The 12,993-nt window shown below is 37.5% G+C and carries 8 protein-coding genes and 1 riboswitch; of the genes, 3 read left to right on the top strand and 5 right to left on the bottom strand.

Annotated features, from left to right (window positions below; translation table 11 throughout):
* Positions 1-171: 171 nt before the first annotated feature.
* Positions 172-1,866 (top strand): methyl-accepting chemotaxis protein, encoded by a 1,695-nt coding sequence (locus tag C1724_RS17920; RefSeq protein ID WP_102348126.1) that lies wholly within the window; start codon positions 172-174, stop codon positions 1,864-1,866.
* Between the two features lie 95 nt (positions 1,867-1,961).
* Here the strand turns inward: C1724_RS17920 and C1724_RS17915 are convergent, their stop codons facing one another.
* Together C1724_RS17915 and C1724_RS17910 are read right to left on the bottom strand one after the other, a co-directional pair.
* Complete coding sequence (locus C1724_RS17915; RefSeq protein ID WP_102348125.1) at positions 1,962-3,524, bottom strand: BCCT family transporter; 1,563 nt, start codon at positions 3,522-3,524, stop codon at positions 1,962-1,964.
* Between the two features lie 182 nt (positions 3,525-3,706).
* Positions 3,707-4,528, bottom strand: a complete 822-nt coding sequence (locus C1724_RS17910) for an ATP-grasp domain-containing protein (protein ID WP_102348124.1) — start codon at positions 4,526-4,528, stop codon at positions 3,707-3,709.
* 205 nt (positions 4,529-4,733) lie between these two features.
* Here C1724_RS17910 and C1724_RS17905 point away from each other — a divergent pair, with 205 nt between their 5' ends.
* On the top strand, positions 4,734-6,410 hold the full coding sequence (locus C1724_RS17905; protein WP_102348123.1) for a glycerol-3-phosphate dehydrogenase/oxidase: 1,677 nt from the start codon (positions 4,734-4,736) through the stop codon (positions 6,408-6,410).
* Between the two features lie 108 nt (positions 6,411-6,518).
* Here C1724_RS17905 and C1724_RS17900 read toward each other — a convergent pair whose 3' ends face one another.
* The gene (locus tag C1724_RS17900) at positions 6,519-7,808 is read right to left on the bottom strand and encodes an NCS2 family permease (RefSeq protein WP_102348122.1); all 1,290 of its coding nucleotides are present in this window, start codon (positions 7,806-7,808) and stop codon (positions 6,519-6,521) included.
* Between the two features lie 206 nt (positions 7,809-8,014).
* Positions 8,015-8,114: riboswitch (purine riboswitch) on the bottom strand.
* A 346-nt stretch (positions 8,115-8,460) separates the two neighbouring features.
* On the opposite strand from C1724_RS17900, the gene C1724_RS17895 reads away from it, so the two are divergent.
* Positions 8,461-9,918: an aldehyde dehydrogenase family protein gene (locus tag C1724_RS17895; RefSeq protein WP_102348121.1), complete on the top strand. Its 1,458-nt coding sequence runs from the start codon at positions 8,461-8,463 to the stop codon at positions 9,916-9,918.
* Positions 9,919-10,210: 292 nt separating this feature from the next.
* On the opposite strand, the gene C1724_RS17890 is transcribed toward C1724_RS17895, so the two are convergent.
* Together C1724_RS17890 and codB are read right to left on the bottom strand one after the other, a co-directional pair.
* Positions 10,211-11,479 (bottom strand): cytosine deaminase, encoded by a 1,269-nt coding sequence (locus C1724_RS17890; protein ID WP_102348120.1) that lies wholly within the window; start codon positions 11,477-11,479, stop codon positions 10,211-10,213.
* Complete coding sequence (gene codB, locus C1724_RS17885; protein ID WP_102348119.1) at positions 11,480-12,748, bottom strand: cytosine permease; 1,269 nt, start codon at positions 12,746-12,748, stop codon at positions 11,480-11,482.
* Between the last annotated feature and the right edge of the window lie 245 nt (positions 12,749-12,993).

Below are 12,993 nucleotides of genomic sequence, written 5' to 3'. Positions count from 1 at the left end.
TTTTATTAGAAAATGTTGTTAACCAATGTTAATATGGAGATCTTATTAATTTTGCACCAATCACCAAAAGCTGCGGAAGACCCACAAAAGCAATAGGTCATATGTCACAAATTATGAATTCATTTAAATAGATAAATTTTATATTAAACTTTTAAAAACAAGGAGCGACCAATGAGAAGGACATTAACATGGAAATTAGGAGCCATTATTATAGGTGTTATATTTTTATCAATGGTTATTACTTCAATTACTACATATAAAACAGCTTATGATAGCCTTTACGAAGCAGCGGGCGTTGAGGCATACGGTTGTGCAAGCATTACAACAGGTTTATTAGAGCCAGGTGATACAGTAGATTTATTAAATGGTAATAGGAACAAGGAGATTAGTCAAAAATTAAATTGGACTACACAACATAAGGATATTTTTGAAACCCATTATATCCTCAGTCTTGATGGTGAAATTCTCGCTTTAGATGATCATTTAAAGGATCGCGGTTTTAAAGTTGGCGATACATTTTATATTGACCAAGCAGCTATTCAAATGTTAGTAGACATGAAACACTCCACCTATTCTAAGATTTATGAATATGGTGGCATAAAACGAATTTCGGGATATGCACCTATTTTTAAGGACCATGACCCGACAAAAGAAATTATTGCAATCAATGTAATTGACTTTAATGCTGATATACTAACGAATCGCACTTGGACGGTTGTGAAGGATGGTATATTATTGGGCTCTATTCCATTAATTTTAGCTGCTATCTTTACACTTTATCTTATTAGAAGAAAAACAAAGCCCATTTCAGAGCTAATTGAACGTACAAAAATGATTGCTGATGGAGATATATCAACAACAGCAATCAAAGTTATGAGCAATGATGAAGTTGGCGATTTAGCTACTAATCTTAATGAAATGTCTAACAATTTGAAAGAAGTTATTTCCACTATAAAAGGCGCTTCAGAGAGCTTAGTTCTAAATGTTAATGAAACATCACTTTCAATGAGTGAGATAAACATAGCTCTAGATCAGGTTTCAAACAGCATGGAAGAAGTAGCCACTAGAACCTCCAAAGGAACTGAAATGACTACAGATGCTTCTATTGCTTTAGCAAACCTTGCAAAGCTCATTCATTCATCAAAAGAAAAAGCAGATAGTAGTGTTAAAAGCGCTGAGCATGCTATGGCAACAGCTCGACAAGGGATCGAAATGGTAAATCAAGTTGTCGTACGTATGAGTGGAATAAAATCGTCCACGCAGTCTACACAACAAATCATTAGTACACTAAGTAACTATACAAATGAGATTCATCACATTACAGAAACAATCACAAAGATAGCCGAACAAACAAATTTATTAGCACTTAATGCTTCGATTGAAGCTGCTCGTGCAGGAGAGAATGGAAAAGGTTTTGCTGTAGTAGCTGACGAAATAAGGAAATTAGCGGAACAATCAAATAAAGAGGTAGCCGAGGTAGATAAGCTCATAAAAAAAATCACTACAAGTATTACAGAAACAGTTACACGAATTGAAGATAGTTATCAAAATGTAGAAGATGGTGAGCAAACAGTAAACGAAACCGGAGAAGCACTCGAGAATATTAGGGTTGCTGTAAAGAATATAGCCGAGGAAATAAATACTCTTTCATCGTTAACACATGAAGAAACCCAAACATCTGAGCAAATTGTAAAACTTATAAATGCCTTAGAAATCGCCAATGAAGAAATGTCAATCAGGGCACAAGAAGTATCTGCTGCAACAGAAGAAACCACGGCATCGGTAGAAGAAGTGGCAGCACGCTCCGATAGTATGACGGAAATGGCGAAACAACTAAATACGATTGTTAATAAATTTAAGCTTTAATACATTGTTAGCTAAAGGACTTACTATGCATCATACTTCGAAAATAAAAAAGCCAGTCTCTATCCCATTTCGCATGGACTAGAGACTGGTTTCATTTATTTTTTCCCTTTATTATCACTTTTGTTAGCTGCTTTTTCAAGACGGCGGAAACGTCTTAAATCAGCCTTACGTATCGGTAAAGGCTCGTGTTTAAGTAGTTTAGCAATGGCAACTGTCAGCATTAACAATAAAATCGTAAATGGCAGCGCCGCAATAAGTGAAGCCGTTTGCAGCGCTTCAAGCCCACCTGCATAAAGCAACACTGCTGCAATCGCAGACATAAGTACACCCCAAACCATTTTTGCAAGCAATGGGGGATGCAATGATCCCAATGATGTCATACTGGCTAATATATATGTAGCTGAGTCAGCTGATGTAACTAAAAATGTGAAGATGAGTAAGATAGACAGAATGGATAATAAAGTTGTAAACGGTAGTTGTTCAAACGTTTGGAACAATGCAGATGTAATATCAGCATTAACCGCTTCCGCAATGCCCGCATTATTATTTAAATCATTCCATAAAGCAGTCCCACCAAACGCCGCTATCCATAAGCAGGCAATTAACGGAGGTACAACCATCACACCCACAATGAACTCACGAATTGTCCGCCCTCTTGATACCCGAGCAACAAAAGCACCTACATACGGTGACCAAGCAATTGCCCATGCCCAATAGAAGATTGTCCAGTCACGAACCCACGTGCCACCTACATATGGTTGCATCCGTAAACTATATTGAATAAAATTCGTAAAGTAATCACCTATGGCTAAAGTAAAGCTTTCTAATATAAACACGGTTGGACCTGTAAACAACACAAAAACTAACAGCACGATTGCTAGTCCTAAATTTAAATTGCTTAGAAATTTAATCCCTTTATCAAGACCGGTTGTACTTGAAAGCATGTAAGCAACAAAGATAATAAAAATGACAAGCAACTGAATGCCGAATGAATTTTCTGTCCCTAAAACTGCATTGATTCCACCATTCATCTGAAGCACACCAAGTCCTACAGATGTAGCAATCCCCATTACCGTCGCGATAACAGACAAAATGTCAATTGTATTTTTGACTGCAGGCTTACTACCTGTAACCGGTTCAAGCGCTGTGGAAACTAGTCCATTCTTTTCTTTTCGAAATTGTAAAAAGCCAATAACTAGACCAACTATTGCAAATACGGACCATTGACTGACCCCCCAATGAAAAAAGGCATAGCCCATAGCCACACGCGCAGCCTCTTCTGTTAAATCTTCAATCCCTCTAAACGGTGAGGTAAAAAAGTGACTCATAGGTTCGGCAACACCCCAGAAAACAAGTCCTGCACCAAATCCAGCCGAGAATAGCATACCAATCCATGTAAAAAAGGAAAACTCTGGCCGTTCATTTTCTCCACCTAAACGAATGCCACCGTACTTACTTATTGCAAGCGCTACTAAAAAAATGATTAACACAAAAACAGCAAGCAAGTAAAACCAGCCAAAGTTAACTGTCGTAAAGTTAAACAACTGCCCTGCTATTTCACCAAAACCAACCGGCACAACAGCCCCTAAAACAACCAATACTAAAATAATGATTGCTGATATCACAAATACAGGATTTTTCCAGATATCTTTATTCATCCAAGCCCCCCAATAACAAATTACCTTTGCACTAAGGCCTTTCTACAATTGATAATATGTCCAATATTGACTATAAAATGCAAAAGCACCCGGTTCGTTTCCCTACAGAACAACAAAATTTAGGAAACAGCCAAATTAAAAAAGCTACCGGTTGCTCTATGAAGAGCCCAGTAGCATGTATTTTATGAAATGATTTTGGTGGATGAAAACGGTGATGGTGAAGTCGGAAATGGTGGAACAAATTCATTTAATAAATAATTATATATTGCGTTTTCCACGGATAAGCCCATAGAGTTAATTCCCTGGTTTCCGAATAGAACATTAAATTCAAGAATATAGAACTTACCTCCACTTACCATTACATCAAAACCAGCATGATTTATATTCAAGTCTTTAGCAATCTTAAGCACAAGCTCACATGCATCTTGTGGGATGAAATCGAAACACAAGTCTCCGCCTTGGGCAACATTATGAAGGAATTCACCCTCTAAACCAACTCGCCAATACGAAGCAAATATTTGGTCACCCACAACACAGATCCGTAGATCTTTACCATCATTCTCTAAGTATTCTTGAACATAAAGGACATCATTATGTTCAGCATATTCACGAAATTCCTTTTCTCCTTTAATTAAAAAAACACCTTTACCCATTGAGTTTCTAACCTCTTTAGCAACAAAAGGAAAAGGAAACGTTTCTAATACATATTCTACATTATTTGGGCTGTTAGCCAAAATTTCAGTATAAGGCACATTTTCCGGAGCAACTGTCCATAACGCACGCGTCATCTCAACTTTGCTGAACCCTACTTGCAGCGTTTCAATACTTGGGAAAATCCTCTTCTTCAACCCATATACAAGCGCTTGCACTTGCCACGTCTCTGGAAATAGAACAATATCAGCTTGGCGAATGATCTCTAATTCTTTGTACATATTTGCAGGCTTTATATAATGTACACCTGGGATACCCATTGTACGAAATGCATTAAAAGAAACCATTTTCATAAATACGTTACCACACTCCAAATCATTAATAATCTATTAAACAATTAAATATTATCATTTTCTTTAAATTTATCAATTACTTTTTTTAGGAAAATACTTTTGTATTCTCAACCGAATATTTGTCAATCTTTCAGCATAGTGAGTAGGAAATACAAATATTTATAATTACCTTTTTAGCCCTTTTTCGGATTAAGGAGGAACTAGGATGGAAACGAAAAAATTTTCAGGCTCAAACAGGACTTTTATTTTAAAAGACATGACAACACTTGAATTTGATTTACTGATTATCGGTGGTGGCATTACCGGCAGTGGTATCGCCTTGGATGCCGTAACAAGGGGAATGAAAACAGCTTTAGTAGAAATGCAGGACTTTGCTGCAGGAACCTCGAGCCGCTCTACAAAACTAGTTCATGGCGGGCTCCGGTATTTAAAACAATTTGAAGTAAAATTGGTAGCTGAAGTCGGTAAAGAACGCGCAATTGTTTACGAAAATGGGCCGCATGTTACAACTCCAGAGTGGATGCTCTTGCCGATTCACATAGGTGGAACTTTTGGTACATTCACCACCTCGATTGGGCTTCAACTCTATGATTTTTTGGCGGGAGTTAAAAAAGAAGAACGAAGGAAAATGTTATCAAGGAATGAAACGATTCAAAAAGAACCACTCCTTAAACAGGATGGTTTATTAGGTGGCGGTTATTATGTTGAGTACCGTACTGACGATGCACGGCTTACTATTGAAGTACTAAAGGAAGCGGTCGCACAAGGAGCTAAAGCTGTTAATTATGCTAAAGTGGTTGATCTGATTTATAAAAAAGGTAAGGTCATAGGAGTAAAAGTTGAAGATCAACTTAACGGACTGACTTATGACATTTATGCAAAAAGAGTTGTAAACGCCACAGGACCATGGGCAGATACACTTCGAAAGCAAGATCGGTCTTTAAAAGGAAAAAAATTACGACTTACAAAAGGCGTGCACATAGTCATTGATCAATCAAGATTTCCATTGCAACAAGCTGTTTATTTCGATACACCTGATGGACGGATGATATTCGCCATTCCAAGGGATGGAAAAACATATATTGGCACAACGGATACCTTTTACGATTATGATCCCATTCTTCCAAAAGTGACGATAAATGACCAGCAGTATATTATAAATGCCATTAACTATATGTTCCCTTCAACTCAGATTGATGCTCGAGATATCGAGTCTAGCTGGGCCGGTGTACGGCCACTTATTTATGAAGATGGAAAAGATCCTTCCGAAATTTCACGAAAGGATGAGGTTTGGATATCTGATTCAGGCCTTATTACTATTGCGGGCGGAAAGCTCACTGGCTACCGGAAAATGGCCGAAACTGTAGTTAACTTAATAGCAAAACAATTTCAGTATAATGAAACTTGTCAGTTCCGATCTTGCCAAACAAAACATTTACCTATATCAGGCGGACATTTTGGCGGATCTAAACAATTTCTTCCATTTTTAGCTAACAAATCCAAAGAAGCAGAGTTTCTAGGGTTTTCCTCTATTGGGTATGAAAAACTAGCACGGCGCTATGGGTCCAATATTACAGAACTTTTTAATATTGCCAGTACCTATACTCCTAACAATCAATATGGTTTACCGTTAGAAATATTCGTTGAATTGGTTTATGCCATCCAGCATGAAATGACCGTAAAACCAGTAGATTTTTTTATCCGTCGGACCAGTTCTTTACTTTTTGATATTCGTTGGGTACACCATTGGAAACAACCTATTATTGATTGTATGGCTAACACGCTTGGTTGGAGCGACCAGCAAAAAATAGCTTACACCGCAGAGCTAGAGTTTCATCTAGACAATGCCGTTAATCCTAACGAAACCATGTTAGATAGTTAATGAAGACATATAAAAATAGGATTTTACAATACGTTTCTATAATATAAAGTACTTTTCCAATAAAAAAGCCTGCCCGCAGTATGTATAGCACTACGGACAGACAGTTAATTAATGTCCCGGAAAATAAACCATTTGGATAATAAAAATAAATCCTAAAATGTAAATAATGGGATGGACTGTTTTTCCTTTACCACTTAATAGCTTAATAATCGGATACGTAATAAACCCCATCGCAATTCCTGTTGCAATGCTTGCTGTTAAAGGCATCGTTAAAATTACTGCAAATGCAGGGAATGCATCATCAAAGTCCTTCCAGTTAATTTTCGCAAGCCCTTCCATCATATAACAGCCGACAATAATTAAGGCAGGTGCTGTAATCGCCGAAAGCGATGAAATAGCCGATACTAAAGGTGAGAAAAATAAAGCAATTAAAAATAAAACCGATACAACAAGGGACGTTAAACCTGAACGTCCACCAGCTGCTACACCAGATGAAGATTCAATATAGGCACTAGAAGGGCTTGTACCTAATGTCGCGCCAACTGTGGTTGCTAATGCATCAGCGGCAAGCGCTGCTTTTGCCCTTGGCAGCTTTCCATTTTTCATAAGTCCTGCTTGCTCGGTAACTCCAATCATCGTTCCTGTCGTATCAAAAAGGGTAACAAGTAAAAACGCAAAGACTACTGTGTATAAACCATTTGAAAAAACTCCAGCAATGTCCAAATCGAAAAATACGATCGGTGGCGGAAACGATACTATCCCTTCAATATGTAACATATCCATAAAATAGCCAATAATAGCTGTAACAAGCATCCCAATAAACAAAGCACCTTTAACATTTCGAGAAATCATAATAAAGGTAATAAATAAACCGATTATAGATAACAAAGTAACTGGCTCGTGGAAATTCCCGATTGATACAAGTGTTGCAGGATTAGAGACAACGAGCCCAGACATCCTTAGTCCAATAAACGCAATAAATAGCCCTATTCCCGAAGTAATTCCATACTTTAATGAATCTGGGATTGTTTCAATAAGCAATTCTCTAAACTTTGTAAATGTTAATAGTAGAAACAAAAGTCCGGCTAGAAAAACAGTACCAAATACAACTTGATAGCTAACACCATTCGTAGCAACAACACTTGTAAAGTATGCATTTAGCCCCATTCCAGGAGCAATGGCAATTGGATAGTTGGCTGCTAATGCCATCGTCAACGAACCAATCGCTGCTGCAAGTATTGTCGCAATAAATACTTGTTCAAATGGAACACCAGCACCTGATAAAATAGCAGGATTAACAACAATGATGTACGCCATCGTTAAAAATGTTGTAAATCCGGCCAGAATCTCCGTTTTTACATTTGTCCCTAATTCACGTAACTTAAATAATTGATCCACGTATATCCTCCTCAACAATAGAAAAAGATGAGATATTGTTTTGTCGATAATGTCTTTCTTCTATTACTATAATCCTTCCATATAGAAGTTAAACTTAAAACAATAGACAAACTTCACCTCAGAACCTAATGGCGAAGTCTTAACTATTTTCATTATCTATCCAAAACAAATCTCTACTAATAAAAAAATCCCTAACTAAAAATGGGTAGACTTGTGCCCCCATTCGTAGTTAGGAATTTACGGCTCCTAGTAGAAACTCTCAGACCATATCACCGAGAATATACGAATCAACTGTAACATGTATAAACTTAAAAACTCCGTTATTAATACTAAGCGCATATTATTTTTTTGTCAATAAGTATTGTTCGTATTCTGTGTTATCTGCTACGCCGTTAAATGAATAGTTATCAATAAATACTTTAAAAACACGAATAAAGGCTCCATCTCCAAATAGCTCTTATACTCCCTTTCCAGCCCCCTCTTCTTGGAGCTCTAGTTTAGTAAATAAAAATAGTTTCAGATATTTTTATAAAATTTTGCAATTACTAAGCAACACGTTTCATAATTTGGAATATTCAGTATATAATAAAATGGTACTAGCTTAGGTTCCTACAAAACAACCATATTTATGTATATTGAAAGGGGATTTTATATGCAATCTGTATCTGTCTTAAACAAAAGCTATATTAACGGAGAATGGGTAGAGGGAAAAAGCGAAAACACGCTTGAGATTACAAATCCTTATGATGGTTCAGTGATTGCTTCTGTTCGCTTAGCAACAAAGCAGCAAGTAGAAGATGCATTTACACTTGCAAGCGAAGCCCAAAAAGAGTGGGCAAAATCTACGGTTGAAGAAAGAAGAGCAGTACTTCATAAGGCAGCCGAGTATTTAAACAATAATCGCGAAGAAATTGTTAAGACAATCGGCCTTGAGACTGGCGGATCTGTATTAAAATCAAACGTAGAATTGCATCTTGCTTTAGAATTTTTAGAGGAATCTATTAAATATGCAGATGAAGTTGGCAAGATAAGAGAAGTCCCGGCTGTCGGCGATAAATTAAATCATATCCATCGTCTACCGTTAGGTGTTGTCTCTTCTATTTCACCTTTCAATTTTCCTTTGAATCTATCAATGAGGACAATTGCACCAGCGATTGCCTTAGGAAATAGCGTTGTACATAAGCCTGATGTTCAAGTTGGCTTATCTGGCGGCTCTATTATTGCTAAAGCATTTGAATATGCTGGTCTACCAAAAGGCGTATTAAACGTTATCCTAACTGATATAAACGAAATTGGCGATGCAATGTTAACAAATCGACATGCTAAACTAATTAGCTTTACTGGTTCATCTGCAGTTGGCCGCCATATTGGTGCAATTGCTGGTCAAAATTTAAAGCGCGTTGCCCTTGAACTTGGAGGCAACAGCCCGTTTGTTGTTTTATCAGATGCAGATGTGGATCAAGCTGTTAATGCAGCGATCTTTGGAAAGTTCATTCACCAAGGTCAAATCTGCATGATTATTAACCGCATTATTGTTCACAAAGATAAATACGATCAATTTGTTGAAAAGTTTGTAGAACGCGCGAAAGCGATTCCATACGGTGACCAAACCGATCCAAGTACGATTATCGGTCCATTAATTAATGAAAAGCAAATGAATAGAGCACTGCAATTTATCGAAGATGCTAAGGCTGAAGGAGCAACAGTTGCTTTAGAAGGTCAACGCATTGGCAATGTCCTTACGCCTTACGTGTTCACTGGTGTTGATAATTCCAGCAAGTTAGCCCAATCAGAGCTATTTGCTCCTATTGCAACAATCATTAAGGCAGAATCCGATGAAGAAGCCATCGCTATCGCCAATGATACAGAAGCTGGATTAAGCTCTGCAATATTCACAAGTGATTTAAAGAAAGGCGAAGAACTAGCACTGCAAGTGGATGCCGGGATGACGCATATTAACGATCAAACGGTTAATGATGCTCCGAATATCCCGTTTGGTGGAAATAAATCAAGTGGTTTAGGCAGATTTGGTAACCCTTGGGTAGTTGAAGAATTCACTGTAACAAAGTGGGTATCTATCCAAACAAAAGACCGCCAATATCCTTTTTAATAGAACTAAAATCCCTTAGACTTCCCGTCTAAGGGATTTTTACAGTTCAAATTTAGCAGAAAACTAATAGTTGGTATTCAAACTAAGATATATCATCCACTATGAGTCAGAAATCTGCCACTTTACGATTATATCGACCCTCTATTGAAATATTTCATCCATTTCAGCCAAATATCAGCAACTAATAACGATTCTCACCGAGCCATCCTCATTTTATATAAAAATATAACCAAACAAAAAGCCTAATCCCCCATACTTTTTTCCAGGAGATTAAGCTACTATTCATAAATCTTTATTTTTCAAAATCAACCTTCTCGCTAACCTCACCAAGCATAACATTTGTTTCACTTGGTTTCGTTTCAGCAATGACCCTGCCATTTCTGATTGAATAGCGAACTGTTGCTTGTTTACGAACTGCCTCATATTCATTACCAGCATCTAATACAATGAAATTAGCTGCTTTCCCTACTTCAATTCCGTACTGATCTTCAATGTGTAGTGTCTTCGCACTATTCTTCGTAATTAAATCAATTGAATCGACGATTTGCTCATAGCCCATTAACTGAGCCACATGAATTCCCATATGTAGCACCTGCAGCATGTTTCCAGTTCCAAGCGGGTACCATGGGTCAAAAATATCGTCATGTCCAAAACTAACGTTTAAACCTGCCTCAAGTAATTCCTTAACTCTTGTCATTCCTCTGCGCTTAGGATAAGAGTCAAAGCGACCTTGGAGATGGATATTCACAAGCGGATTGGCGACAAAGTTAATGTTAGACATTTTTAATAATCTAAATAATTTAGATGTATAAGCATCATTATATGAACCCATTGCTGTTGTATGACTTGCAGTTACGCGGCTGCCAAATCCACGTTCATAAGATTCAGTCGCAACAACTTCTACAAAACGAGATTGCTCGTCGTCAATTTCATCGCAATGAATATCAACTATACGGTCATACTTTTCAGCTAAATCAAAAGCTGTTTTAAGCGATTGCACCCCATATTCCCTTGTAAACTCAAAATGAGGAATACCACCTACAACATCTGCACCCATTTTTAATGCTTCCTCTACCAGCTCTGCTCCGTTCGGATATGATAAAATTCCTTCCTGTGGGAACGCGACCAACTGTAAATCTACATATGCTGACATTTCTTCTTTTACTTCAAGTAAGGCTTTTAATGCTGTTAACTCAGGATCAGTTACATCTACATGTGTACGAACATGCTGTATTCCCTGGGCAATTTGCCATTTTAGCGCCTTTTTCGCTCTTGTTTTCACATCATAATGGGTTAAACTTTCTTTTCGCTGTGACCAACGCTGAATACCTTCAAATAATGTACCGCTTATATTCCACTCTGGCTCACCGGCTGTTAATGTTGAGTCTAGATGAATATGCGGTTCGATAAAGGGCGGAAGGACTAATGAGCCCTCCACATCCAATACCTTTTGATCGATTTCCACGTTGTTACCTTGAGTAATTTCAGTTATGATTCCAGCATTTATCGCTATATTCCATAACCCATCTTTACCTCTAAGCTTTGCATTTTTAATAATCAATTATGAACTCACCTTTTCCATTTCAGTAATAACGATTGATTTACCTTCTGTTTGTGCTACAAGCTTCGAAATAACTACAAATGTGATTGCTGAGCCTAAAAGTGCATTAACCGGTGGGATACCTGGAACAAAATTCGCTGTTACCACTCCCGCACCCCAAGCTACTAATGCAATCCAGTTTACAGCTTTAAATTTCATTTGCTCAAACTTTTTATATTTTCCACGATTTACGATAAAATAATCTGCTAAAATGATTGCACCGATTGGCGGTAATGTTGCGCCTAGGATAGATAACCAGCCTACAAAGTTGTTATAAAGCCACATTGCTGCAATTGTACCAACGATTCCGTTAAACACAACAACCTTACTTTTCTTGATTTTTGTAATGTTTGAAAAACCTAAACCAGATGCGTAAAGGGCGTTATCATTGGTTGTCCAAATATTTAATCCAAGCACTAAGATTGCTGGCAGTATTAACTTCTGAATAAACATTACTTCTGAAATATCTGATTGGCCTGTTGCAATCGCACCAATTGCTCCAAAGACGAACATTAATGAATTTCCGATAAAGAAAGCGATCACCGTTGTAATAACTGCAGAGCGTTTTGTATGTGCAAATCTTGTGAAGTCTGGTGTTAATGTTCCTGCACTAATAAATGACCCTACACAAATTGTTAACGCTGCAGCTAAGCCAATTGCTTCTGCCGGTTGGTATTGTAATAATCCTTCAAAACCACCGACTGTTTCTGTTGCTTTAAAAGCTGAAAAACTTCCTAAAACCGTAATTAATGGTACTGCTATAAAACTTAAGATCGCTAAAGCCTTCATTCCATAAATCGCTGTGATTGTCATTAAAAGCCCGGACACAATAACTAGTAAATTCATATCCATTCCTGTTACCTTCTGAACAGGAACTGCGAACATCGCTACACCGACTCCAAACCAACCTACCTGTGTACCCGCTAATAAAAATGAAGATAAGTACGAACCTTTTTCACCAAACGCATAGCGAGTTAAGAGATGTGTTGATAAACCAGTTTTTGCTGCAATATATGCTAAAGCTCCAGTATAAGCACCTAGTATTAAATTTCCTGCTAACACAATTCCAATAAATTGAACAAGTGTTAATCCCATCCCTAATGTTCCGCCTGATAACATACTAGCTGAGAAAAATGTCAGTCCCAGCATTACAACGAGCATTTTCCAAAATCCATGGCGATGTGATTGTGGCACCGCTTCTAACGAAAAATCTAAGTCTACTTTTTTCATACCAATTCCTCCAATGTTGTGATTATTACAACTGGTACCGAAGTGTTCTTCGATTTTTCTAGACGTTTTGGAAAAAAAACAGGCTACTTGCCGTTTTCCGACAAGTAGCCTGTTTAATGTATGATAAACAATAAGTATACAAAGCTATACTTCACCTAGTGCTATCATACTTTCCGCTGTCCTTGTCAGCCTCACGGGACTGAATTAAAGGTACCAGTATTTAATTGACTTTATTATTGCAAGAA

The organism is Bacillus sp. Marseille-P3661 (assembly GCF_900240995.1).
Lineage (GTDB): Bacteria > Bacillota > Bacilli > Bacillales > Bacillaceae_J > OESV01.
Note: the sequence above shows the minus strand (reverse complement) of the source record. Positions and strands in the feature narration are given on the sequence as shown.

What these genes read in the sequence shown, in the direction of transcription:
- C1724_RS17920 (WP_102348126.1), top strand. Translation starts at nt 172, where the DNA reads ATGAGAAGGACATTAACATGGAAATTAGGAGCCATTATTATAGGTGTT.
- C1724_RS17915 (WP_102348125.1), bottom strand. Translation starts at nt 3,524, where the DNA reads ATGAATAAAGATATCTGGAAAAATCCTGTATTTGTGATATCAGCAATC.
- C1724_RS17910 (WP_102348124.1), bottom strand. Translation starts at nt 4,528, where the DNA reads ATGAAAATGGTTTCTTTTAATGCATTTCGTACAATGGGTATCCCAGGT.
- C1724_RS17905 (WP_102348123.1), top strand. Translation starts at nt 4,734, where the DNA reads ATGGAAACGAAAAAATTTTCAGGCTCAAACAGGACTTTTATTTTAAAA.
- C1724_RS17895 (WP_102348121.1), top strand. Translation starts at nt 8,461, where the DNA reads ATGCAATCTGTATCTGTCTTAAACAAAAGCTATATTAACGGAGAATGG.
- codB (WP_102348119.1), bottom strand. Translation starts at nt 12,748, where the DNA reads ATGAAAAAAGTAGACTTAGATTTTTCGTTAGAAGCGGTGCCACAATCA.